Genomic DNA, 25,054 nt, shown 5'->3' on the forward strand with positions numbered 1-25,054 from the left:
GAAACTCAACATGAAGCGCTCAATCACTCGCTTATTAATGGCGCCATCAGTCATCATGCTTTTGGTTTGGATGATCATACCGTTATCCATGACCATTTACTTTTCAACCATTCGCTACAACTTATTGTACCCAGGTCAAAACAACTTTGTCGGTTTGATGAACTTTGAGTTCTTTATTACCGACCCCGGCTTTGTTCCTGCGGTATCAAACACATTAATTTTGCTGCTTTCCGTTTTAATCATCACAGTGGTTTTAGGTGTCATGCTGTCCGCTTTGATTGATAAGCCATTTTTTGGACAAGGCATTGTACGCGTCTTATTAATATCGCCTTTCTTCATCATGCCAACCGTCAATGCATTGATTTGGAAAAACATGATGATGAATCCCGTCTATGGCATTTTCGCTTGGATCTCGGAATCACTCGGTTTTGAACCCATAGATTGGCTCTCTAGTTATCCATTGGTATCCGTCATTATCATGGTCAGCTGGCAATGGCTGCCATTTGCTATTTTAGTGTTTGTTACCGCACTTCAGTCCCAAGATACTGAACAAAAAGAAGCGGCTCAGATGGATGGCGCGACTGGCTGGCATATCTTCCGCTACCTAACCATTCCACACCTTGCCCGCCCGATTGCGGTAGTTGTCATGATCGAAACCATCTTTTTGTTGGCTGTTTTTGCTGAGATTTTCGTCTCCACTGGTGGCGGCCCAGGTTACGACAGTACCAACCTGGCGTATTTAATTTACAACCAAGCTCTTCTTCAATATGACGTTGGTGTGGCCTCTGCTGGTGGTTTGTTTGCCGTGTTGCTTGCCAATATCGTAGCCATTTTCTTAATTCGTGCCGTTGGCAAAAACTTAACGGTGTGAGGTAAATACAATGACGCTTAATCAACAACGCAAACTAAAAACCATTCTGACAGGCTTATTCGCTTGGTCGGTCGCATTGGTGTTATTTTTCCCAATTTTTTGGATGTTTATCACTTCATTCAAAACCGAATTACAGGCGATATCCGTACCACCGTCGCTGTTCTTCGAACCCACATTGGATAACTTTCGAATCGTTCAAGAGCGCAGTGATTACATTCACCACGCTTGGAATTCCGTGGTTACCTCGTTCGGTTCAACCATCATCGCGCTGATTATTGCCATCCCGGCGGCTTACTCTATGGCGTTTTTCCCCGGCAAGCGTACGAAAGACATTTTGCTTTGGATGCTTTCTACCAAAATGCTACCAGCTGTAGGTGTTCTGGTGCCTATTTACATACTTTGCCGAAACTATGGTTTATTGGATTCAAAAACGGCTCTCGTGATCATTTTCACCCTGATGAACTTGCCTATTATCGTTTGGATGCTGTTCTCTTACTTCAAAGATCTACCAAAAGAGATTCTAGAAGCCGCACGCATGGACGGCGCCACACCTTGGGATGAGGTTGTCAAAGTCGTATTGCCTCTTTCAGTTGGTGCTATTTCCTCTACAGCGCTTTTGTCCATTGTACTTTGCTGGAACGAAGCATTTTGGTCTCTCAACTTAACAGCCTCTGATGCCGCGCCATTAACCGCGATGATTGCCTCTTATTCGAGCCCTGAAGGCTTGTTCTGGGCGAAGTTGTCTGCGGCCTCCACACTTGCTTGCGCCCCCATCGTCATTTTCGGTTGGTTCTGTCAGAAACAATTAGTCCAAGGCCTTACGTTCGGCGCCGTAAAATAATTATTAGGAAGCTTTTTATGTCTTACTTAACGATCACAGATCTACAAAAACATTATGAGAATTACCATGCACTGCGCGGCATTAATCTCTCCATTAGTGAAGGCGAATTCGTCGTCTTTGTTGGGCCTTCTGGCTGTGGTAAATCTACTTTACTGCGAACTATAGCAGGCTTGGAATCCAGCACGGGCGGTAGTATAGAGCTAGATGGCAGAGACATTACCGAAGTGGCTTCATCAAAACGCGACCTTGCCATGGTGTTCCAGTCTTATGCCTTGTACCCACACATGACGGTAGCAGACAACCTGTCCTTTGCCTTGCGTCTTGCTAAGGTATCTGACGCTGAAATCAAAGAAAAAGTCCGTTCGGTATCGGCTTCTTTGCAACTTGATGCCTTGCTGGAGCGAAAACCGAAAGAGCTATCAGGTGGCCAACGCCAACGGGTTGCCATTGGCCGCGCTATTGTTCGCCAACCAAAAGTTTTTTTGTTTGACGAGCCGTTATCCAACCTCGATGCCGCCCTTCGTGTACAAATGCGTTTGGAACTGGCTCGCTTACATAAAAAACTTGGCACCACCATGATTTATGTAACCCATGACCAAGTCGAGGCGATGACCTTGGCTGACCGCGTCGTTATTCTTAACGCAGGCCAGATAGAACAAGTCGGCACGCCATTAGAACTTTATCGCCAACCGAACAGCCGCTTTGTTGCGGAATTCATTGGTACGCCCAAAATGAACCTCATCCCTGCTAATAGAATCCTACGCAATGAAGACACGCTATCAATCGATATATTAGGACAGCAAATATCTTTCCCCGCTAACCGTTTGAAAGGACCATTGCCAGATTCGGTTGTCATTGGCATTCGTCCGGAACACATGTCCTTGGTAGAAACGGACGGAGATTTAACTGGACGCATTGAATTGGTTGAACATCTTGGTTCAGAAGCTTATGCCCATCTTCAGTTGTCCAGTGACCAAACTATTATCATCAAAGCACCGGCTCGAACTGAGCTAAAAGACGGTCAAGAAGTTTGCATCAAAATTGACACTTCAGAACTCATATTGTTTAACGAAAACGACCGTGTCATCTCTGTTATTCCAGAGGAAGCGTAATATGACTAATTACTTACAAGCCTCCTACAATATGGAGCAGCTTTGCACGCAAAACTACGCCAAAGACACGATTAAAGCGGGCATAGTGCACTTAGGAGTTGGTGCTTTTCACCGTGCTCATCAAGCTGTGTACATTGATCGTCTGTTAGCTCATGATTCTCAGCAAAACTGGGGGATTATTGGCGTCAATATTCGCCCACAAGACAGCCAAGTTTTCGATCGCTTTATCAAGCAAAAAGGCGAATACGTCTTAAAAACCATGGCGGCAGATGGCACCACAAATTACGAACACATTCGCTCTATTGTTCAGCAAATTGACGGAGCACAGAATCCCAAAGAAGTCGATGAGGCTCTCGCTGATGCGAAGGTGCAACTTGTCACCTCAACCGTCACCGAAGGTGGTTACTATCTGGACGAAAACCGCTGCTTGATGCTAGAGCACCCAGCAATAAAAGCAGACCTAGAAGGAGGTAGAAACACTCTTTATGCTTTTTTATATGCGGGATTAAAACTGCGTAACGAAACATCGAAAGCCAAAATAACCCTATTGTGCTGCGATAACCTTCGTCATAACGGTGACTTGCTAAAGGCTGGCTTGATGCAATTTTTAGAAGCGAAAAATGACCATGCTTTAGCTTCTTGGGTGGCCGTAAATGTGTCTTTCCCATGCTCTATGGTGGATCGCATAACCCCAAAACCAAGCCAGCAACATGTCGATGACGTGCGTGCCCGCTTTGGTGTTGATGATGATATGACTGTCATGGGTGAAGACTTTATTCAATGGGTGGTGGAAGACAATTTTGCAGGCGAAAAGCCCGCTCTTGATTTAGTTGGCGTTCAGTTCGTTGATAGGGTCGACCCATTTGAAGAAGCGAAGATTCGTATTCTTAATGCAGGCCACACCTGCGTCACCTATCAAGCAGCATTAAAGGGTCTCACCTATTTTGATGAAGCCATGCGAGACGATGAATTAAGGCAGTATTTTACAGACTTTATCCTGCAAGACTCGATTCCAGCTATTGGCGACTCGGTAGTGGATCTGCCAGCTTACTTCAACATTATTGCGCAGCGTTTTAGCAACGCCAATATTGGCGATACGGTAGAACGTATATGTACAGACGGTTATGCTAAATTTCCAATTTTCGTCTTCCCAACACTGGAAGGCGTTTATCGCAAAGGCGGCACACCGACAAAAACCATTCAAGGCATTGCGAGCTGGTTTACCTTCATACAATTGTCGAACCAAGGCAAAGTAGCCACGCCATATCATGAACCGAACAAAGCCTCATTGGCAGCGTTTAGTAATGATGCAAAAGGTATTCAGGCTTTTGTCACAGACCGCTTTTTATGGGGTAGCATACCGACAGAATTCCCAGATTTTGTTGCACAGCTTACACAAGCTATTCAGACAAATATGGAAAAGTATGCTTAGATAAAGGTATCTCTAACTCAAGAAATTACTGGCATTCTATTGTATTTAATACCTTAATTTCTTGAGTATATTTTTTATAGAAGAATAAGAACATAAAGCAGCTACGATGCAGAAACATCATTATTTTTTGCTGCTTGAGCGAGAATATTATGCCCAACACCGCCAAACGCATCACCCCAGAATATGAAATCGTTCAAGATAACGAAACCATTCGCTACCTCGAACATGGGCATCCGAGTGACCTTATTCGTTGGCACGCCCATGATGATTATGAGCTGCATTTTATCGTTGCGACCTCGGGTAAAGTATTTGTTGGAGACTACATTGGGAATTATTCTCCAGGCCAACTCATTCTGACAGGTCCCAGACTTCCTCATAATTGGATTTGCCAAAACGATCAACAAGTCGTAGAGCGCAGAGACATGGTTATTCGCTTCGACCATGAGTCTTTTTCCAATGGCATGAAAATTATCCCCGAACTTGCTGAAGTGCTACCTATGCTAGCTAGGGCAAAATCTGGCATCGAGTTTTTCGATTTAGATCATAAATATTTAGAAGAAGTGTTCCAAAATGTGAGGGACTCAAGTGGCTTATCAAGACTAATAGTCGCATTGCCTTTATTACAAAAGCTCGCACAAAGCCGAAGTTACCGCTTACTTTCCACAGTACAAATCGACCTAAAATCCAACGAAACACTGCAACGAAAAATCAATACGGTTGTCGATTATGTCTCTCAAAATTACAGCCAAGATATCACGCTTTCTAGCGTAGCCAGTTTAATTGGTATGTCCGATAGCCACTTCTCTCGCTTCTTTAAAAAGGCAACAGGGAATCGTTTTATTGAATTTGTCAATCGCGTTAGAGTCAGCCGTGCTTGCAGTTTATTAACCGAAACCGATCAACAAATTGCCACTATTTGCTTCCAAGTCGGATTCAACAATGTCGCTAACTTTAACCGCCGTTTTCATGAGTTAAAAGGCGTTACTCCAAGGGATTTTCGCTCTCAAAGCAATATCCACATTGAAGGTGTCGTACCCGCTTCATGACCATGAAAAATAACAAGAACACATAAAAAAACGCCGCGGCACAATATTTGTTAAGCGGCGTTTCTCTTACTAAGCAACAACGAATATCAGGAGAGCAAAGAGGCCAACTTTTCATTAAACCCTTTTGTGGATTGGTAAAAGGCTTTATATAAGTCGTATTTGTCTTGATAGTATCGCCCGATAGTCGAATCAGGCTCATTCACTTCTAATATTTCAGGCATAGTACAATATTCTGTAATCAATAACTCGATGTCTTTCCCCTGACTGTGTTGTTCTCCTAACAAAGCCAAGCGCGCCGCCCCCAAACCAGGACCAACATCGCCACCGTCACGGTAAATAAGACGTTTGTTTAATACATTGGCAATAATTTGACGCCACATGGCAGAACGCGCGCCACCACCAATAAGTGATAATTCATCCACAAAGCTACCTGCGCTTTCCAAAGCATTTTGGCAATCTAATAAAGAGAATGCCACACCTTCCAAAATTGCTAAGGTCATCGCCTCGGTATTCGTCGTATTGGTTAGACCGACAAACTGCCCGTTCGCTAGAGGATCATTATGCGGCGTTCGTTCACCGCTAAGATAAGGTAAAAACAACACATTAGTACGCTGTATATCACTGTCTTCCAACGCATCTAATAACTCAGCTACGGATTTATCCACCAGCTTAGCAAACCAAGCAAGAGAATTTGCAGCACTGAGAGTGACCCCCATTTGATGCCAACGATTAGGCAAAGCATGACAAAACGCATGTACCGTATTGTCTGGATTGGCTTTATGGGATTCGCTTACTGTGAAATAAACACCAGAAGTCCCCAAAGAGATAAAACCTTGGCCTGGGTTCGTTATCCCCATACCAACCGCACCAGCAGCATTATCGCCCGCTCCGGCAACAATAGGTAATTGGGTCAGCTCGAGTTCTTGCGCTATTGGCTCAGCTAAAAGTCCAACAAGATCACAACCTTCATACACTTTTGGCATGTTGGCTTGTGATAAACCTGTTGCCGCTAATAAAGCATCGTCCCATTGCCTTGTTTCAGGATTTAACCAAAGCGTACCAGCAGCATCAGAACAGTCCGATGACATAACCCCCGTCAATCGATAAGCCAAGTAGTCTTTAGGAAGTAGAACGAATGCCAACTTTGCGAAGATGTCGGGCTCATTCTCCTGCACCCAACGTATTTTAGGAGCAGTAAAGCCAGGCATAGCAAGGTTGCCAGAGCGCTCTTTTAATTCTGGAAATTGTGTCATTAGAGCTTCGCACTGAGCCTGACTTCGACCATCATTCCATAAGATACAAGGTCGTAGAATGTTACCTTGAGCATCAAGTAAAGTAGCGCCATGCATCTGTCCAGAAAGGCCAATTGCTTTTAATTTACTTAGGTCTAGGCGCTGTTGTAATTGCCGAATCACCTCGACGCAAGCTTGCCACCATGACTCGGGGTCTTGCTCCGACCAGAGCGTTTGAGGCGAGTTAACAACCAAAGAAGCCGACTCTTGCGCTAGCACGTTTCCATCAGCACCAATAACAACCCCTTTCAACCCAGAGGTTCCAAGATCCAGACCTAAATACATTTCATTACTCATCTTATCAAGAAATAGTGGTTTATTTTGTTCTTTTATCTGGCAAGCATTAACCAAAAAACTCATACATCTTCATACTCGAAATATTGGGAAGGATAGTCAATAAAATTCGGCAAACTGGCCTCTTTAGTACAAACAAAGCATAAAAATGGTTAGTTTCGGTAAATGACAGAATCGCCAACATCTGATCAGCCTGATGGTTTTATATTGCTAGGCTCTAGTACGCTTTTTACTTTACATTGTTTAATTTGCAGAGACTGAGACAGAATAAAATTCATTCTCTTCTGTCTATTGAAAAGCAGAAAATAGGCATTACAAATAAGCTAACTTGTCAAAAACGTATTACGCTATTTTTGGTCCACCTATTTATGGAAAGTTTTATGCCCTCGCTGCAAAATATTGTTGATTCAACGCTGTTAAACCAAGACGTCATAGCAAAACAGCCTGATATTGGTGCTTTGCGTGTCTCTGGCCCAGACGCTAAAAAGTTCCTGCAAGGCCAAATAACCTGCGACATTAATGCTTTATCGGCAGATTCTGGGCTTTATGGTGCGATCTGTAATATCAAAGGTCGTATCATCACAAACTTCTACATAGTCCAGAGCAACGAAGACATCCTAATGCTGATGGCAAAGGACTTGGTCGAGAAAACCGTATTGCATTTGAAAAAGTACGCGGTCTTTTTCAAAACAGAGCTCACGAATGCACAAGACGACTTGACGGTTTATGCCAAGTTAACACCAAAAAGTTCAGGGGCAGCGCCGTTTGCGACAACCCGAGACAATGACACCATCACTTTGACTCTGAGCAATACACCACTCAACGTTGAATGGTTAATCACCCGCTCAGCTGTGGAAGAAGCAAACTCGGAACTGGCAGCTCTTAGCTTGCTCATCGCACGTCCGGTGATTACCTTAGAGCAAAGCGAAACAACGCTTCCGCAATGGCTGAATATGCAAAGCACAGGCGGCATTAGCTTTACTAAGGGCTGCTATACAGGACAAGAAATCGTTGCTCGAATGCAATACAAGGGTAAATCGAAGAAGCAACTCGCCTTAATTACGTGGCAAGGGTCATCAGAGACAACGAATGAACTTGTCGATGAGCAAGGCAAGAGCGTAGGTCAACTTTTTGCGACTTCTCAAATCAATAATACACACTACGCTCAAGTTATTTTAAACATCGAGCCAAGTGACGCTAAGCAACTGTTTTTAGGTAACGAAGAAGTAACCTTGTTACCCCTTCCATATTCGCTGGATAGCAAAAAATAGTGACAGCGCGTTAAGAGGGTCTAACGCTAAGCGTTTGACTCTCTTAACAACTCTTAAAACGGCAAACCAAACTGGGCACCGTCTTCGCTTCCTCTATGATCTATAGGCTCTAATGCCCATTCGATTGGCTTTTTATTCTGTTGTATTAAATAGTCGTTGGCCTTTGAAAAGTGACGACACCCCAAAAAGCCCCGATAAGCGGACAAAGGCGATGGATGCACACTTTCTAATACGCAGTGCTTTTCTCTATCAATAGAACGGCCCTTTTTCTGTGCGTAAGATCCCCACAACATAAACACCACGCCTTGATGCTCTCGATCAATTAATTCGATAATTTTATCGGTAAAGATTTCCCAGCCTTTGTTTTGATGAGAGTTTGCCTTACTCGCCTCAACGGTTAACACACTGTTGAGCAGTAAAACCCCCTGTTCAGCCCACTGCAATAAAAAGCCATGTTGCGCTGGTGCAATACCCAAATCTGCCTCTAGCTCTTTGTACATATTCATCAAAGACGGCGGCACTTTTATTCCTGGTTTTACTGAGAAGGATAAGCCATGGGCCTGATTTTCTCCGTGGTAAGGGTCTTGACCTAAGATCACCACCTTCACTTGCTTAAATGGTGTGGCATTTAGCGCACTAAAATATTCGGTTTGGGCAGGATAAATCGTCTTTGTTTTTTGCTCTTCACTCAGAAAGGCTTGCAAGTCTTGCATGTATTCTTTTTCAAGTTCACTGGCTAAGTAATGCTGCCAATCTCCTGTTAATTCCATTATTCAATTCTCTTTTGTATTTGAAGCCAATATTAGGCATAAAACGGATTGAGCGAAGGTGTTGCTTTGAATTCGTAATAATACTTCAAAGAAATACGGTCCTTCGGGGTCACTAGATGTTTTAGTAATAACCAAGCCATTTCCCGCACGGCGTAGGCTTTTTTGTATTCAGACATTGCAGCTAAAGATTCTGATAAAGGCAAACTCACATCGTACTCAGCCATCAAAAGCATCGTTTGCCTTTCATCTAAATTATGCGACTTTGCCACCACCGCAAGATCAAATAATGGATCACCTACACCACAGTATTCCCAATCAATAATCCACAATTGCTCATTATCCATAAGAACGTTCTTAGGATTCAAATCATTGTGACAAAGGACAGAGTTAAGTAGCTGATTCGGCTGCGCCAGTTGACTAAAAACAGATTTCAGATACTCATATTCTTTCAGCAATACTGCATCTTTCTCAGCATAAGAATGGATACCACTTAAATAATGCTCAATAACCTCAAAAACAGCGTATTGATGATTCGTAATAGGCAATCCTTGGTGACTACTGGCTAATGACTTAGCAATTCGTGACACATCCTTATCTTTATGAACAACCGACCAATCAAGAGAAGGCTGAACAACAAACTGACAAGCAAAGGCACCTTTTTGGTCATTCCAAATAACGGCGGGCGACAAACCTAACGCGGCAGCACTTTTCAACGCTGCCATTTCACTAGCTCGATTAATATAAAATATATCACTATCTATAAAAGGAACTCGCAATACCAAATGAATGCTTTCTCCCCAATCGATTAAGTAGGCTTCATTAGAAAAGCCTTCTTCTAGTAATGTTGTTTTAATCTCACCGGTGGTTGGCAAAATACAAGCCAGATTTGCGAAATACTCAGATAATTCAGTCATTTTTCATCATTTTATTGCCAGAAATGTAAGTCGCTGTCAGAATGTATAACTGAACCATCCGAGTCAATAGACAACTTTGAAGCAGATCAATGAATAAACACGAAGACATTATTCGTAAAATACAAGAACGTTTAAGCACACTGAGCAAATCCGAGCGAAAAGTTGCGGAAGCGATTCTTGCCGACCCTAAAACCACCATCCACTCCAGCATTGCGAAATTGGCTGCAAGAGCCGAAGTGAGTGAACCCACCGTAAACCGTTTTTGCCGAAGCCTAATCGGTAGTGGTTTTCCGGATTTTAAGGTATCACTGGCTCAAAGTCTTGCAACAGGTACGCCATACGTTAACTTAAACGTGGAACCAGACGATGCCCCAGGCGCTGTCACTGCGAAAATTTTTGAAGCCGCGAAGAACAACTTAACGCGTGCTCAAGAAATTTTACCGGAATCACTCATCAGCAGAGCTGTCGATGTACTCGCCCAAGCCCGACGTATCGAATTTTATGGTTTAGGTGCATCCGGACCCGTTGCGAAAGATGCTCATCACAAATTCTTTCGTCTAAATATGCCGGTTGTTGCTTATACCGACATATTAGTACAACGCATGGCAGCGGCTGGCGCTCATTCAGGCGATGCGATTGTTGTCATCTCTTACACTGGTCGAACCTTACCGCTCATTGAAACAGCTCGCGTGGCTAGAGCGACTGGCGCGTCTGTGATTGGTATTACTAATCCAGATTCTCCGTTGACTGAACATTGCTCTATTGTACTTCCTATTGAAGAGACTGAGGATACAGATATTTATACGCCAATGAGTTCGCGTATTGTTTATCTAACCTTGATTGATGCCCTTGCTACTGGTGTGCTTTTAAAACGAGGCCCTGAGTTCAATGCCCACCTTAAAAAGCTCAAGCAAAGCGTTCAAGACACTCGCTTACCAAAAGTAGAAAAAAAATAATATTCTAGTAAGGCGCACTGGCTGCGCCTTATTTTTATTCGAATCCATTGACTCAACAAGGAAATCAGATTTTTTTGTAAATTTGCGAGAGCATTTTGAAAGATTATCAACCGTAAGCCACTTAGAATCCGATCGAGTCTTTAGGTATGTTAAAATGCCGTCCATTATCTTTACAGTCAGACGATTATTTTTACACCTAATATCGATGGCTATCATGATAACGATTTAGACGTTACCACTTTTCGGGACACAAATAAGTAACCCAACTTATTCAAAGCTGTTCCACACAAAACAATTCCGACTAGGGGACAATAATAATGATAGAAAGCAGCTATGCGATCAGCTTTACATTCCTAGCCTATCTGGTAGTTATGCTAGGTATTGGGCTTTACGCTTACAAACTCACTTCCAGCTCTGAAGATTATTTTCTTGGTGGACGCTCCCTAGGCCCTTGGCCGACCGCTCTTTCAGCTGGTGCTTCAGACATGAGCGGCTGGTTATTGCTTGGGGTGCCGGGCTACGCTTTTGCTTCAGGTCTAGAAGCCGTTTGGATTACAGGCGGTCTACTTGCGGGCACCTGGCTGAACTGGCTAATCTGTGCAAAACGACTAAGAACCTACAGTATCAAAGCAAACAATGCTTTAACGCTTCCAGACTTCCTATCTACTCGCTTCAATGACAAATCCAAGCTAATTCAAACAATCTCAGCTTTATTCATATTGCTGTTCTTCTTGTTCTATACAAGCTCTGGCTTAGTTGCTGGCGGTAAGTTGTTTGAAACCGTATTTGGCTTAGATTACACCTATGCAGTGGTTATCGGCACAGTATGTGTTGTGTCGTACACTCTTTTTGGTGGTTTCCTTGCGGTTGCATGGACAGATCTAGTTCAAGGCCTAATGATGAGCGCAGCCTTGGTTATCGTGCCTCTTGTAGCGCTTGACGGTGGCTGGTCAGAACTAACGGGCACACTAACAGCTAAAAACCCTGAGCTGCTAGATATTTGGACAAGTGTAAGCGGTGAACCATTAACAGCAATTGGTATTATCTCTCTTGTTGCGTGGGGACTTGGCTACTTTGGTCAGCCTCACATTCTAGCGCGCTTCAAAGCATCTCGTTCTAATAAAGACATCAAAACAGCGCGTCGCATTGCGGTTATCTGGACATTCATTTCAATGGTTGGTGCTATATTGATTGGCCTTGTTGGTATCACATTTGTTGATAACAACCTTGCTGGCACGCTAGATGATCCAGAAAAAATCTTTATGATTCTTGTTAATGCTGTCTTCCACCCTGTGGTTGCAGGTATTCTTCTTGCTGCTATTTTGGCTGCAATTATGAGTACAGCGGATTCTCAACTACTCGTATCTTCTTCTGCCTTGGCGGAAGATTTTTACAAGCAACTATTCAACAAAGAAGCGACACAAAAACAAATTGTTAACGTTGGACGTTTTGCCGTTGTCGCAATTTCCATTGTTGCTTTAGTGCTTGCATTAAATCCTGAGAGCTCGGTGCTTGGTCTAGTATCTTATGCTTGGGCTGGTTTCGGTGCGGCATTTGGCCCTGCGATTCTGCTAAGTCTATTCTGGCGTAACATGAACCGTAACGGTGCTTTAGCAGGTATTATCGTTGGTGGTGTTACGGTTGTAGTATGGAAGCAGTTAACTGGTGGTCTCTTCGACCTATACGAAATCCTTCCTGGCTTCGTATTTTCAAGCATCACAATCTTTGTCGTCAGCATTGCTACAGGTAAGCCAGAAGAGTCTGTAACAGAATCTTTTGACGAATACGAGAAAGCACTAGAAACAATGAACTAAGCAGTAAGAGCAGCCAGCTCAATAGACTTATTGCTCTAGAAGGCCCGAATCCATAATGGATTCGGGCCTTTTTTATACCCACAAGCTCCCACTTATATTAGCTAAAACACTGAGATACAAAGTCCCCTAAAGATGAGAGTTCACCAAGATTAATTAATACAAGAGAAGAAAATTTAGACAAAAAAATGGGGCTTGAAACAAGCCCCTAAACACCATTTACTAACAAATGTTAGTAGTCAGAGGAAAGGTTTAGTCATTAAACAAGCTGCAAGCGCCTTGTTCAGCACCGCTTACTAAAATGCGTTGCGCACTAAATAGTTCTCGCCCCATACCTTGATGGGAATTCGTTAAATCTTGCGAAGCCGCTTCGCGTTGATTGAGCTCTTCATCAGAAACCAGCACAGACAAAGTCCCTTCAATGGCATCCAAGCGAACCATGTCGCCATCTTGAATTTTCGCAATCAAGCCTCCCGCTAACGCTTCTGGAGTTAGGTGAATTGCCGCAGGTACTTTACCGGATGCACCAGACATACGACCGTCAGTCACTAACGCCACTCGATAACCTTGATCCTGTAAGTTACCAAGGTAAGGCGTTAATTTATGCAACTCAGGCATCCCTATCGCTTTTGGCCCTTGGAAGCGAACCACAGCCACACAGTCACGTTTTAGTTCACCGCTGGCAATGGCAGCAGCCAATTCATTTTGACTATGAAATACAGCCGCTGGAGCCTCTATAATTCGATTCTCTTCTTTCACGGCAGAAACTTTAATCACGGAGCGACCAAGATTACCTTTGAGCAACGCCAATCCGCCCTCTTTGCTGAATGGATTATCGATAGGTCGTACAACGTCCATATCCAAGCTTTCATCTGTACCATCACGCCACACTAGATTATCGCCATCTAGGAATGGTTCTTTGGTGTAATGCGTTAAACCTTTTCCGACGATAGTATTAACATCTTCATGCAACAAACCACCTTTCAGTAACTGCTTAACCAAAAATGCCATCCCACCTGCCGCATGGAAGTGGTTAATATCAGCTTGGCCATTAGGGTAGATTTTTGTCAGTGATGGCACCACTTTCGAAAGAGCAGAAAAGTCATCCCACGTTACAATAATGCCAGCAGCTCGAGCGTAAGCCACAATATGCATTGTGTGGTTAGTAGAGCCGCCCGTTGCCAACAATCCAACAATCGAATTAACAATACTGCGCTCGTCAATTATTTCGTATAAAGGACGATAATCTCGCCCAAGCGCTGTGATCTTGGTAGATAGTTGAGAAGCGTATTTAGTTAGCGCTCCTCGTAATGGATCATCAGGATTAACAAAAGAGGAACCAGGAAGCTGAAGCCCCATGATTTCGACTAATAACTGATTGGAGTTTGCCGTTCCATAAAAAGTACAAGTGCCAGCACTGTGATAAGACGCAGACTCGGCTTCGAGTAATTCTTCTCGAGTCGCCTGTCCTTGTGCGTAACGCTGACGCACTGCAGCTTTAGCTGCGTTGGTAATACCAGAACGCATTGGTCCAGCAGGAATAAATAAAGCCGGCAAATGACCAAAGCGTAAAGCTGCAATCAATAAGCCTGGAACAATCTTGTCACAAATCCCCAAATAAATAGCGGCGTCAAACATGTTATGAGAAAGCGCTATCGCAGCACCCTGCGCAATGTTGTCGCGACTAAACAAACTCAACTCCATGCCATCTTGCCCCTGGGTGACGCCGTCACACATGGCAGGCACACCACCCGCGAACTGAGCGACAGAGCCCATTTCTTTTACAGCGGAGCGGATTTGGTCTGGGTAATTCTCGTAAGGTTGGTGAGCGGACAGCATATCGTTATAAGACGATACTATGCCAATATTCGCCTCATCCATTAGAGTCAATTTTTGTTTATCCTGAGGTTCGCATGCCGCAAAGCCATGAGCCAAGTTGCCGCAGGATAACTTCCCCCTGTGTGGCCCTTGCTCTTGCGCTTTTCTCATATCTTTAAGGTATTGCTCGCGCAAGGTTTTACTACGCTCAATAATGTCGTTCGTTACCTTAGCAACAATCGGATTCATGCTTCTCTCCGTTTTTTCATTCTGTTATCTCAGCAAGCTGCCTGACTCTATATTTATGTAATATTACTACATTTTAATTTTATTTCACGCCAAAAATCCCAAAAAACACACCAAAAACATATTATTTTGTAATTTTTTTACATTCAGGATTCGAAAAAGACATTTTTTCGGCTAAAATATCCCAACATTTGTAATATACTTCTATGCAACATGATCAATGACAGTTAATTGATCGAAATATAGTCAAACTACAAGGAATTTGTTACTAATCCTTGCTTAAAAAATTACTTATGTAGTATTTTTACGTCAAAGAACATTATTGAACGCTAATTGTTCGAATTCGAACATTAGTAACTTTCGCACTATTTAGAGGTGAGTATGACAATTAAAGTAGCTATCAATGGTTATGGACGCATTGGACGCAACACGCTTAGAGCTTTGTATGAATCAGGTAAGCGTGATCAAATCCAAATTGTTGCGATCAATGATCTAGGCGACTCCAAGACCAACGCTCATTTAACAAAATACGACACTGTACATGGTCGCTTTGGTGAAGAAGTCACCTTTGATGATGAAGCACTTTACGTCAACAAAGACAAAATCCGCACTTTCTCTGAACGTAACCCTGCCGACCTTCCTTGGGCTGAACTAGGTGTTGATGTTGTTTATGAGTGTACAGGCTTTTTTACAACAAAAGAAAAAGCCAGCGCGCACATCAAAGCTGGAGCGAAGAAAGTCATTATTTCTGCACCAGGCAAAGAAGTTGATGCTACGGTTGTATTCGGCGTTAACCAAGATGTACTTACCTCAGACATGACGGTTATTTCTAACGCTTCTTGCACAACTAACTGTCTAGCTCCTGTTGCTAAACCGCTTAGCGACAAATTGGGAATCGAAAGTGGCTTGATGACGACTATTCATGCTTACACTAACGATCAGCGTTTGTCAGATGTTTATCACGAAGACCTATACCGTGCTCGTGCTGCTGCACAAAATATGATCCCAAGTAAAACGGGTGCCGCTGCTGCTGTTGGCCTTGTTGTGCCTGAACTAGTTGGTAAGTTTGATGGTATGGCCGTTCGTGTCCCTACGATCAACGTTTCCTTGGTTGATTTGACTTTCCTAGCACCACGCGAAACGACAGTAGAAGAAGTAAACAAAATTATAGAAGATGCCATCAAAGCTGACCCTATTCTTGCTCAGGTATTACATATCAATTATGAGCCACTCGTTTCTTCTGACTTTAACCACAGCACTTACACATCTAACTTTGATGCGACGCAAACACGCGTTCAAGGCAAGTTGGTTAAAATTATGGCTTGGTATGATAACGAGTGGGGCTTCTCAAACCGCATGCTCGATAATACTATCGCATTAATGGCTGCTAAATAGTCAAAATACACGAAGGCTGCTGACGCAGCCTTCGTCGTCTCTTATACTTCACTTCACGCTTTCTAATCTTTGGTACTTAACATGACTCGTAGAACTAAAATTGTTGCCACTTTAGGCCCAGCTTCCAGCTCACCAGAAATGATCGAAAAACTGATTCTGGCTGGAGCAAATGTCTTTCGCTTGAATTTTTCCCATGGTCAACCAGAAGATCACATTAATCGCGCTGAAGTAGTTCGTGAAATGGCGAAGAAAAACAACCGTCATGTTGCGATACTTGGTGACTTACAAGGCCCAAAAATCCGTATTGCTCGCTTCAAAAACACCAAAATTGAGCTAGAAGACGGAGCCACTTTTATCCTTGATGTAGGCTTTGACAAAAACAATGGTGACGAAACTCGAGTTGGTATTGATTACCCTCAATTAGCAAAAGACTCTCAACCAGGTAATATTTTGCTTCTTGATGATGGACGAGTAGTCCTTGAAGTGTTGGAAGTGAAAGGCCAAGAAGTCATTACTAAAGTCATCGTTGGCGGCGCTCTGTCGAATAACAAAGGCATCAACCGTCAAGGTGGTGGCCTGTCTGCAGCAGCCCTTACCGATAAAGATCGCGAAGACATTAAAACAGCAGCAGCATTAAAAGCTGACTACCTAGCCGTTTCATTCCCTCGTTCTGCAGAAGACCTTCACGAAGCCCGTGCACTTGCAGAGGCTGCCGGTCTGAAAGCAGGCATTGTATCTAAAGTAGAACGTGCTGAAGCCGTTGCTGACAACGAAACATTGGACTCTATTATTCTAGCCTCTGATGCCGTTATGGTTGCTCGTGGCGATCTAGGTGTGGAAATTGGCGATGCCGAATTGATTGGTGTACAGAAACACATGATCAAGCGCTGCCGTCAATTGAACCGCCCTGTTATCACCGCGACACAAATGATGGAAACCATGATTACCAGTGCAATGCCAACTCGTGCTGAAGTGTTTGACGTTGCGAACGCTGTACTAGATGGTACAGACGCCGTAATGCTTTCTGCTGAAACAGCGGCTGGTGCGTACCCAGAAGAAGTCATCAAAACCATGAACCGCGTTTGCTTAGGTGCTGAAAAACAACCAGCAATCAACCGTTCTAAACACCGCATTGATGTTACTTTTACGAGTATCGATGAAACAATCGCCATGTCAGCTATGTACGCGGCTAACCATTTGGAAGGCGTAAAAGCGATCATCAGTTTGACTGAATCTGGCACAACACCACTTCTCATGTCTCGCATCAGTTCTGGTCTGCCAATCTACGCATTGTCTCCAAACCAAGCGACGCTTAATAAAGTAAACCTTTATCGCGGCGTAACTCCTGTGGCTTTTTCTTCACAAGAGTATAACGTAGACACTATCATTACAGGCTTGGTTGACCATGTTAAATCACTCGGTTTAATCAAAGATGGTGACCTTGTCATAGTGACAAAAGGTGATCACCTAGTAAGCTATGGCACAACTAATATGATGAAAGTCGTGAAAGTTGGCGCTGCTGAGGAATAATCCACAGTGAAAAACAATACACTGCAACAAAAAACCATCATGACACCAGAGCGTAAAAACGTCGCTCTGGTTGCTCATGATAATATGAAGCCTGCTCTTATCGAATGGGCTGAAAAGCATAAAGAAAGGCTAATCAAGCATAATTTGATGGCAACAGGAACAACTGGAAATTTAATGCAGAAGCAATTAAACGTTCCAGTAAAGTCCCTAATTAGTGGCCCCTTGGGTGGAGACCAACAACTTGGCGGTCTCATTGCCGAAGGCAAAATTGATGTGTTGATTTTTTTCTGGGATCCTTTTGAGCCTATGCCTCATGATCCAGATATTAAGGCCCTGCTTCGAGTTGCAGCAGTGTGGAACATCCCGATTGCATGCAGTGTTTCTTCTGCAAACTTTCTGGTTTCTTCTCCATTATTTGAATCCGAGTTTGAACGGCAAATTCCAGATTACGATAAATACCTCCAAGAGCGACTTTAGTCGCTCTTTTCTTTTCCATTCATTATCTTTCCACTTAAGCACTTATCCTCCCTCAAAGCTCGCGGTTTACTTCAAAATCGGCTATATTAGCCGCCAATTATTATCTGATATAGATGCTCTAGGCCTCATGCTATGTTCGATAAGTTTACTGACCGAATTCAACGCTTTAACTCCCTCAGCACCACGTTGGATTCCTCGATAGGAGAAAAATTTTGCAAGCAGAAGTTGCTCTAATAATGGGTTCTAAAAGTGATTGGGCTACCATGGAAGGTGCGGCTGAAATAATGGACGCTCTTGGTGTTAGCTATCACGTTGAAGTTGTTTCCGCTCATAGAACCCCTGTAAAACTTGCGGAGTTTGCCGAAAGTGCCGTAGAAAAAGGCTTCAAAGTTATTATTGGTGGTGCTGGTGGCGCTGCTCATTTACCAGGTATGGTTGCCGCTCACACTCGATTGCCAGTTCTAGGTGTGCCTGTTCAAAGCAAAGCACTCAATGGTATGGATAGCTTATTATCTATCGCGCAAATGCCAAAAGGTGTCGCCGTAGGTACACTAGCTATTGGCACAGCTGGCGCTTTTAATGCTGGTCTATTAGCGTGTCAAATCCTTGCTATCACCAACCCCGAACTAGCTAAGAAGATTGAAGAGTTCAGAATAAACCAGACTGAAACCGTCTTAGCCAACCCAGATCCAAGAGAGGCCTAATTTATGTCAGTTCTATGGGTATTGGGTGCTGGTCAGTTAGGCGCTATGTTAAAACAAGCTGGAACACCTCTCGGCCTCGATGTTCGTCCAGTCGATATCGAATCAACTGAAACGCTAAATCTATCACCAGCAGATATTGTCACAGCAGAAAGAGAAGAATGGCCAGAAACTGTGGCAACAAAGCAACTTGCTACTCACAGCAACTTTGTCAATTTAGCGACGTTCCCACAACTAGCAGATCGCCTAACACAAAAGCAGTGGTTAGATCGTCTCGACCTAGCTACAGCACCATGGTTCCCTGTTGAATCAGATTCAACCGCTGCTTTTGCTTATGAAACATTAGGCGAACGCGTCCTTATGAAACAACGCCGCGGTGGCTATGATGGTAAAGGGCAATATTGGTTAAAACAGTCTGACGCGACTGAAATCCCTGAAGATTGGAAAGGCCGTGCTATTGCTGAGCAAGCAATCAATTTTAACGAGGAAGTTTCTTTAGTCGGTGTTAGAGGCAAAGACGGTGAAACACATTTTTACCCTCTTACTCTAAACCTACACATTAACGGCATTCTGTACGCCTCAATATCGCCATTAGAGCGCCTGAAGCCTCTACAGGGCAAAGCTGAAGCTATGCTTAGTAAACTGATGGGCGCGCTAGACTATGTCGGTGTAATGGCTATGGAGTGCTTCCGCGTAGGTGATGAGCTACTCATTAACGAGCTTGCCCCACGAGTTCATAATAGTGGCCACTGGACGCAAGCAGGCTCAAGCGTCTGTCAGTTCGAAAATCATGTGAGAGCTGTAACAGGCTTACCACTGGCACCAGCTGAAGTGAAAAACCAAAGCATGATGGTCAACCTCATCGGCGTAGACCTTGACTATCAATGGCTCAACATTAAAGACTTAGAGCTATATTGGTATAAGAAAGAAGTACGACCTGGAAGAAAAGTTGGTCACCTCAACTTTTGTTCTGGCGACCCAGAAGTACTACAAGCAGCCCTCAATCAATTGAATATACCTGCCCCTTACCCTGAAGCACTAACTTGGCTATCTGAGAATCTACCTCAAAAATAGCCATTTACCATAAAGCAGCCCATCAATGCCGCTATCAATTATGATAGGCGGCATTTATTTATCCCTCAGAATCAAAACCTTCTATACTTTCAAAAAACAAAAGTGCAAATAAATGCATAAAAAAATGCAAAAACAAAGCTTTTAAGCTTGTTTAGTTTACAAAACCCCTTATTCTTGTTGATCAAGCTAAAAACGGCTTAGCAAATATAAAAATAGCAGCACATATTTATAGATGCTGATTAAGGAACTTTGAATGAGTCATATTGAACTAGACAGTTATGATTGGCGATTGCTACGAGCACTGCAAACAAACGCAAGATTAAGTAATGTTGCCTTGTCCGAACAAGTAAATTTATCACCGTCACAATGCTCTCGGCGCTTACAGAGACTTGAACAAAACAATCTAATAGAAGCTTACTTTACTCAATTAAATGCCAGTGAGCTTGGTTATCAAATAACCGCCTTTGTCAGTATCACCCTCGATAAGAGAGTAAAGAACTCTGATAAAGAATTTAAACAAGCAATTGAAGCAATTCCCGAAATATTAGAATGCTATTCTGTCAGCGGTGATGCTGATTACTGGCTGAGAGTCATAAGTGAAAACCTTCCATCGCTTTCCTCTTTTTTAAGCGAGTCACTTTCGAGTCTAACCTGCGTTCGAGATCTTACCTCAACAGTCGTATTGAATCGTGTAAAGCACGCCCCCTCTATCCCTTTACCAAATTAACAATGAAGGGCTTAAAGCGACAGGAAGCAAGCAACAAACTAATGGCGCTTTAAGCCTCTGGTAAACAACGAATCACCATAATAGCACCAGCTAAAGTTATAAATGAAAATATCAAAACCAGAGTTTCCAGAGAAACAACATAAGACAATAAGCTGATACTGCTCATAGCTAGCAAAACAATACCAATCAATGTATTACTAACGGATACATAACTGGTGCGCAGATTGCCCTCTCCCAAATTAACTAAATACGTCTTACGCCCAATCCGAATCCCCTGATGAGCGATGCTAAGAACAAAATACAACAGAGGTAACAACCAACTACCTGAGAGCATTTCTACCTCAAAACGAACACTGAGAAACAACCCCACCCCAGAAAAAACACTCAATAATGAAGATAGCACCATCACCTGACGGCTAGAGTAATCGGAAAACAACCCCCAAAATGGAGATGACAGCAAAGAAGCCAAACCACTAACCAGTATAAATAGTCCTAGGGTTAAAACGGAATTCTGGGCGTCATTTTGAGCAATTAGAACGTAGTAAGGGGCACTCAAAGCAGCGCATAGAAATAAAGATCGAGCGATAACAAATGAACGAAATGGCCGATCTGTACGCAGTAATGCAAACTCTCTAAAGATGTCCAGTAAACTCGAACCAGCCCCTTTAACGTCACTAAGAGGTTCTCGCACGAATGAATATATTAAAGCAGCAATCAACCAAATCAATGTCGCAGCAACAATCCCCCAAACGTAGACATCAGTATTTTTATGAAAACTGTCAAAGCCAAACAATATAGTGAGAGCTATGATAATCGTGATGAATCCAGCAGCGCTTGCAGACCAACCGCTCACACTACCTCGTTTATTCTTGACTACCGTCTTGCCTAAAACATCTTTAGAGGCGACGGAGTTCAAACCTCTTGCCACACTAAATACAACTAAAGCACTAATAATAGCCCAACCAGCAGATTCACCTTCAAGTGTTACAGCCGCAAAACCGATCAATACGACACACAAAGATTGAATAACACTTCCAAGCACCCACACCCACTTTCTGACTTTTATTTTGTACATAAAGTGAGCAATAATAACCTGTGGTAACAAAGACCCAGACTCACGAATCGGTACAAGCCAACCTAATAAAAACAAAGGTGCACCTACGCTTTGTAGAAGCCAAGGAAGAGTCACTTTAGGGTTAATCAAAACATCCCCTAAATTAATTAAAAAATTCGATATGACTAACTTAAATACATTCGCCTTATCAACTTTCTTCTGTGCTTCTTTATCTGACATAAAGGTACTCTGAGGTTGTTAATATCTTTGTTGGCGCTATTTTAAACGAAAAAAAGCCCTGACAGCATAAATAACTCTCAAAGCCTCTTTGATATACGCATGACACCTACGACCACGTCGTTTAAAAAATATGGAAAAGCTATTCTGATAGATGACACAAGGCGAGCTCTTTTAATATACCGCACTGACGCACCGAAGGATAAGACAAGCACAAGCTGGGTATACCATTGCTGCGTAGCGCATGGCTTAGGCAAATCAGGTAAACGACTTAATACACGATACGATCAGGCGTACTCTTTTGATGACGCGCCCAGATAGACAAATAAGTCGTTCTCTTTTGATGACCCGCGCAGATGCGTCGAAGAATGAGACAGGCGCTAGCGGGGCACAAAAGAGTAAGCCACTGCTGCAAGAGCAAGGCAACTGTTGCAGCAAGCCATTACAGCTTAGCTTGTTGATTCCTCGTAACGAAAAAACCTGACTTTGGAGCACGATACGACGACCACAATGATCTGAAGCGGTGCTTCATCCCCTTCGGGCATCCTGCGGATGTCTTCCACTAGCACCTTCGGTGCATCGTGTAATCACATGTATCCAAAAGTAGTAAAGAGATAGATGACGATATTCCAAAACGAAAAAACCCCGCCCTGCTTCGCAGGACGAGGTTCTTTTCATTTTAAAGCTTGACGACGACCTACTCTCACATGGGATCTCCCACACTACCATCGGCGATGGCGCTTTTCACTTCTGAGTTCGGGATGGGATCAGGTGGTTCAACGCCTCTATGATCGTCAAGCAATTCGTTTTGCGTTTTGTTCTGGCTGGACTTTTTTCGTCTCACCACAACACGCGAATACATGCTTGGATCTTTAACAATTCATTTTGAAATAGGGATAACCAAGTATCAAACCGATGCTCATCATTGCTGATGCTTAATCGTAATCTGTGTCTTTTGTGTCTCTAAAACCACTTTGGTGTTATATGGTCAAGCCTCACGAGCAATTAGTATTGGTTAGCTCAATGCCTCACAGCACTTACACACCCAACCTATCAACGTCCTAGTCTCGAACGGCTCTTTAGGGGACTTAGGTCCCAGTGAGATCTTATCTTAAGGGAGGCTTCCCGCTTAGATGCTTTCAGCGGTTATCCCGTCCGAACATAGCTACCCGGCAATGCCACTGGCGTGACAACCGGAACACCAGAGGTTCGTCCACTCCGGTCCTCTCGTACTAGGAGCAGCTCCTCTCAAATCTCAAACGTCCACGGCAGATAGGGACCGAACTGTCTCACGACGTTCTAAACCCAGCTCGCGTACCACTTTAAATGGCGAACAGCCATACCCTTGGGACCGGCTTCAGCCCCAGGATGTGATGAGCCGACATCGAGGTGCCAAACACCGCCGTCGATGTGAACTCTTGGGCGGTATCAGCCTGTTATCCCCGGAGTACCTTTTATCCGTTGAGCGATGGCCCTTCCATACAGAACCACCGGATCACTAAGACCTACTTTCGTACCTGCTCGACGTGTCTGTCTCGCAGTTAAGCGTGCTTTTGCCTTTACACTCTATGCATGATTTCCGACCATGCTGAGCACACCTTCGTGCTCCTCCGTTACTCTTTGGGAGGAGACCGCCCCAGTCAAACTACCCACCACACAGTGTCCTCGATCCGGATTACGGACCTGAGTTAGAACCTCAAACATACCAGGGTGGTATTTCAAGAGTGGCTCCACGGTAACTGGCGTCACCGCTTCAAAGCCTCCCACCTATCCTACACAAGTAGGTTCAAAGTTCACTGTGAAGCTATAGTAAAGGTTCACGGGGTCTTTCCGTCTAGCCGCGGATACACAGCATCTTCACTGCGATTTCAATTTCACTGAGTCTCGGGTGGAGACAGTGTGGCCATCGTTACGCCATTCGTGCAGGTCGGAACTTACCCGACAAGGAATTTCGCTACCTTAGGACCGTTATAGTTACGGCCGCCGTTTACTTGGGCTTCGATCAAGAGCTTCGCTTGCGCTAACCCCATCAATTAACCTTCAAGCACCGGGCAGGCGTCACACCCTATACGTCCACTTTCGTGTTTGCAGAGTGCTGTGTTTTTAATAAACAGTCGCAGCCACCTGGTATCTTCGACCGACTAGTGCTTACGGAGCAAGTCCTTCACACCGGCCGGCGTACCTTCTCCCGAAGTTACGGTACCATTTTGCCTAGTTCCTTCACCCGAGTTCTCTCAAGCGCCTTGGTATTCTCTACCTGACCACCTGTGTCGGTTTGGGGTACGGTTCCTGCATATCTGAAGCTTAGAAGTTTTTCCTGGAAGCATGGCATCAACCACTTCGCCCAAAAGAGGGCTCGTCATCAGTTCTCGGTCTTAAAAGGGCCCGGATTTGCCTAAGCCCTAAACCTACCGCCTTAAACACAGACAACCATCGCTGTGCTGGCCTAGCCTTCTCCGTCTCTCCATCGCAATATGCACGAGTACAGGAATATTAACCTGTTTCCCATCGACTACGCATTTCTGCCTCGCCTTAGGGGCCGACTCACCCTGCCCTGATTAACATGGGACAGGAAACCTTGGTCTTCCGGCGGGGGAGTTTTTCACTCCCCTTATCGTTACTCATGTCAACATTCGCACTTCTGATACCTCCAGCCTGCCTTACAGCTTGACCTTCAACGGCTTACAGAACGCTCCTCTACCATGCCTAGTAAACTAAGCATCCGTAGCTTCGGTGTACAGTTTGAGCCCCGTTATATCTTCCGCGCAGGCCGACTCGACTAGTGAGCTATTACGCTTTCTTTAAAGGATGGCTGCTTCTAAGCCAACCTCCTAGCTGTCTAAGCCTTCCCACATCGTTTCCCACTTAACTGTAACTTTGGGACCTTAGCTGACGGTCTGGGTTGTTTCCCTTTCCACGACGGACGTTAGCACCCGCCGTGTGTCTCCCGTAATTGCACTCATTGGTATTCGGAGTTTGCATGGGGTTGGTAAGTCGGGATGACCCCCTAGCCCAAACAGTGCTCTACCCCCAATGGTGAGATACGAGGCGCTACCTAAATAGCTTTCGAGGAGAACCAGCTATCTCCGAGCTTGATTAGCCTTTCACTCCTATCCACAAGTCATCCCCAGCCTTTTCAACGGATGTGGGTTCGGTCCTCCAGTTGATGTTACTCAACCTTCAAC

General features: G+C 44.0%; 20 protein-coding genes and 2 rRNA genes (1 of these 22 cut by a window edge). 15 read left to right on the forward strand and 7 right to left on the reverse strand.

The features are described 5' to 3' along the window. Positions 1–10: 10 nt before the first annotated feature. From C1X04_RS14525 to C1X04_RS14545, 5 genes are all read left to right on the forward strand, one after another. The gene (locus C1X04_RS14525; protein WP_110577262.1) at positions 11–871 is read left to right on the forward strand and encodes a carbohydrate ABC transporter permease; all 861 of its coding nucleotides are present in this window, start codon (positions 11–13) and stop codon (positions 869–871) included. A gap of 10 nt (positions 872–881) precedes the next feature. Continuing rightward, positions 882–1,712 (forward strand): carbohydrate ABC transporter permease, encoded by an 831-nt coding sequence (locus C1X04_RS14530; protein ID WP_110577261.1) that lies wholly within the window; start codon positions 882–884, stop codon positions 1,710–1,712. A gap of 17 nt (positions 1,713–1,729) precedes the next feature. Continuing rightward, positions 1,730–2,824, forward strand: a complete 1,095-nt coding sequence (locus C1X04_RS14535) for an ABC transporter ATP-binding protein (protein WP_137170319.1) — start codon at positions 1,730–1,732, stop codon at positions 2,822–2,824. Position 2,825: 1 nt separating this feature from the next. Further along, on the forward strand, positions 2,826–4,256 hold the full coding sequence (locus C1X04_RS14540; RefSeq protein WP_110577259.1) for a mannitol dehydrogenase family protein: 1,431 nt from the start codon (positions 2,826–2,828) through the stop codon (positions 4,254–4,256). Positions 4,257–4,405: 149 nt separating this feature from the next. Beyond that, entirely contained in the window at positions 4,406–5,302 is an 897-nt protein-coding gene (locus C1X04_RS14545; RefSeq protein WP_137170320.1) for an AraC family transcriptional regulator, read from the forward strand. Between the two features lie 86 nt (positions 5,303–5,388). On the opposite strand, the gene xylB is transcribed toward C1X04_RS14545, so the two are convergent. Beyond that, positions 5,389–6,954: a xylulokinase gene (gene xylB / locus C1X04_RS14550; RefSeq protein WP_254682276.1), complete on the reverse strand. Its 1,566-nt coding sequence runs from the start codon at positions 6,952–6,954 to the stop codon at positions 5,389–5,391. A 314-nt stretch (positions 6,955–7,268) separates the two neighbouring features. Between xylB and C1X04_RS14555 the strand changes: the two genes are divergently transcribed. Then, positions 7,269–8,159, forward strand: coding sequence for a folate-binding protein YgfZ (locus C1X04_RS14555; protein ID WP_175404958.1), 891 nt, complete (start codon positions 7,269–7,271; stop codon positions 8,157–8,159). Between the two features lie 53 nt (positions 8,160–8,212). Here C1X04_RS14555 and ung read toward each other — a convergent pair whose 3' ends face one another. Next, complete coding sequence (ung, locus tag C1X04_RS14560) at positions 8,213–8,929, reverse strand: uracil-DNA glycosylase (protein ID WP_110577256.1); 717 nt, start codon at positions 8,927–8,929, stop codon at positions 8,213–8,215. A 32-nt stretch (positions 8,930–8,961) separates the two neighbouring features. Further along, positions 8,962–9,843 (reverse strand): choline kinase family protein, encoded by an 882-nt coding sequence (locus C1X04_RS14565; RefSeq protein ID WP_137170321.1) that lies wholly within the window; start codon positions 9,841–9,843, stop codon positions 8,962–8,964. 89 nt (positions 9,844–9,932) lie between these two features. On the opposite strand from C1X04_RS14565, the gene hexR reads away from it, so the two are divergent. Beyond that, entirely contained in the window at positions 9,933–10,799 is an 867-nt protein-coding gene (hexR, locus tag C1X04_RS14570) for a transcriptional regulator HexR (RefSeq protein WP_110577254.1), read from the forward strand. A 317-nt stretch (positions 10,800–11,116) separates the two neighbouring features. Then, positions 11,117–12,613, forward strand: coding sequence for a sodium/proline symporter PutP (putP, locus tag C1X04_RS14575; protein WP_137170322.1), 1,497 nt, complete (start codon positions 11,117–11,119; stop codon positions 12,611–12,613). 249 nt (positions 12,614–12,862) lie between these two features. Here the strand turns inward: putP and edd are convergent, their stop codons facing one another. Continuing rightward, positions 12,863–14,677: a phosphogluconate dehydratase gene (edd, locus tag C1X04_RS14580; RefSeq protein ID WP_137170323.1), complete on the reverse strand. Its 1,815-nt coding sequence runs from the start codon at positions 14,675–14,677 to the stop codon at positions 12,863–12,865. Between the two features lie 378 nt (positions 14,678–15,055). Between edd and gap the strand changes: the two genes are divergently transcribed. The 6 genes from gap to C1X04_RS14610 all read left to right on the forward strand — a co-directional run bounded on the left by gap (position 15,056) and on the right by C1X04_RS14610 (position 20,578). Further along, positions 15,056–16,069 carry a type I glyceraldehyde-3-phosphate dehydrogenase gene (gap, locus tag C1X04_RS14585; protein WP_110577250.1) on the forward strand — a complete coding sequence of 338 codons (1,014 nt, stop codon included), beginning with the start codon at positions 15,056–15,058 and terminating at the stop codon, positions 16,067–16,069. Between the two features lie 81 nt (positions 16,070–16,150). After that, on the forward strand, positions 16,151–17,599 hold the full coding sequence (gene pyk, locus C1X04_RS14590; protein WP_110577249.1) for a pyruvate kinase: 1,449 nt from the start codon (positions 16,151–16,153) through the stop codon (positions 17,597–17,599). 39 nt (positions 17,600–17,638) lie between these two features. Further along, on the forward strand, positions 17,639–18,076 hold the full coding sequence (locus C1X04_RS14595) for a methylglyoxal synthase (RefSeq protein WP_110577337.1): 438 nt from the start codon (positions 17,639–17,641) through the stop codon (positions 18,074–18,076). 212 nt (positions 18,077–18,288) lie between these two features. Continuing rightward, a complete protein-coding gene (gene purE / locus C1X04_RS14600; protein ID WP_110577248.1) occupies positions 18,289–18,780 on the forward strand; it encodes a 5-(carboxyamino)imidazole ribonucleotide mutase in 492 nt (163 codons plus the stop codon). Between the two features lie 3 nt (positions 18,781–18,783). Beyond that, complete coding sequence (gene purK, locus C1X04_RS14605; RefSeq protein ID WP_137170324.1) at positions 18,784–19,851, forward strand: 5-(carboxyamino)imidazole ribonucleotide synthase; 1,068 nt, start codon at positions 18,784–18,786, stop codon at positions 19,849–19,851. A gap of 253 nt (positions 19,852–20,104) precedes the next feature. After that, positions 20,105–20,578 carry an Lrp/AsnC family transcriptional regulator gene (locus tag C1X04_RS14610; protein WP_110577246.1) on the forward strand — a complete coding sequence of 158 codons (474 nt, stop codon included), beginning with the start codon at positions 20,105–20,107 and terminating at the stop codon, positions 20,576–20,578. A gap of 49 nt (positions 20,579–20,627) precedes the next feature. Here C1X04_RS14610 and C1X04_RS14615 read toward each other — a convergent pair whose 3' ends face one another. Further along, the gene (locus tag C1X04_RS14615; protein ID WP_137170325.1) at positions 20,628–21,872 is read right to left on the reverse strand and encodes an MFS transporter; all 1,245 of its coding nucleotides are present in this window, start codon (positions 21,870–21,872) and stop codon (positions 20,628–20,630) included. Positions 21,873–22,173: 301 nt separating this feature from the next. Between C1X04_RS14615 and C1X04_RS14620 the strand changes: the two genes are divergently transcribed. Further along, the gene (locus tag C1X04_RS14620) at positions 22,174–22,353 is read left to right on the forward strand and encodes a hypothetical protein (protein WP_137170326.1); all 180 of its coding nucleotides are present in this window, start codon (positions 22,174–22,176) and stop codon (positions 22,351–22,353) included. Between the two features lie 200 nt (positions 22,354–22,553). Here C1X04_RS14620 and rrf read toward each other — a convergent pair. After that, a 5S ribosomal RNA gene (gene rrf, locus C1X04_RS14625) occupies positions 22,554–22,668 on the reverse strand. Positions 22,669–22,853: 185 nt separating this feature from the next. Beyond that, a 23S ribosomal RNA gene (locus tag C1X04_RS14630) occupies positions 22,854–25,054 on the reverse strand; it runs 686 nt beyond the window's last position.

Source organism: Marinomonas sp. FW-1 (assembly GCF_005222245.1).
Classification (GTDB): Bacteria; Pseudomonadota; Gammaproteobacteria; order Pseudomonadales; family Marinomonadaceae; genus Marinomonas; species Marinomonas alcarazii.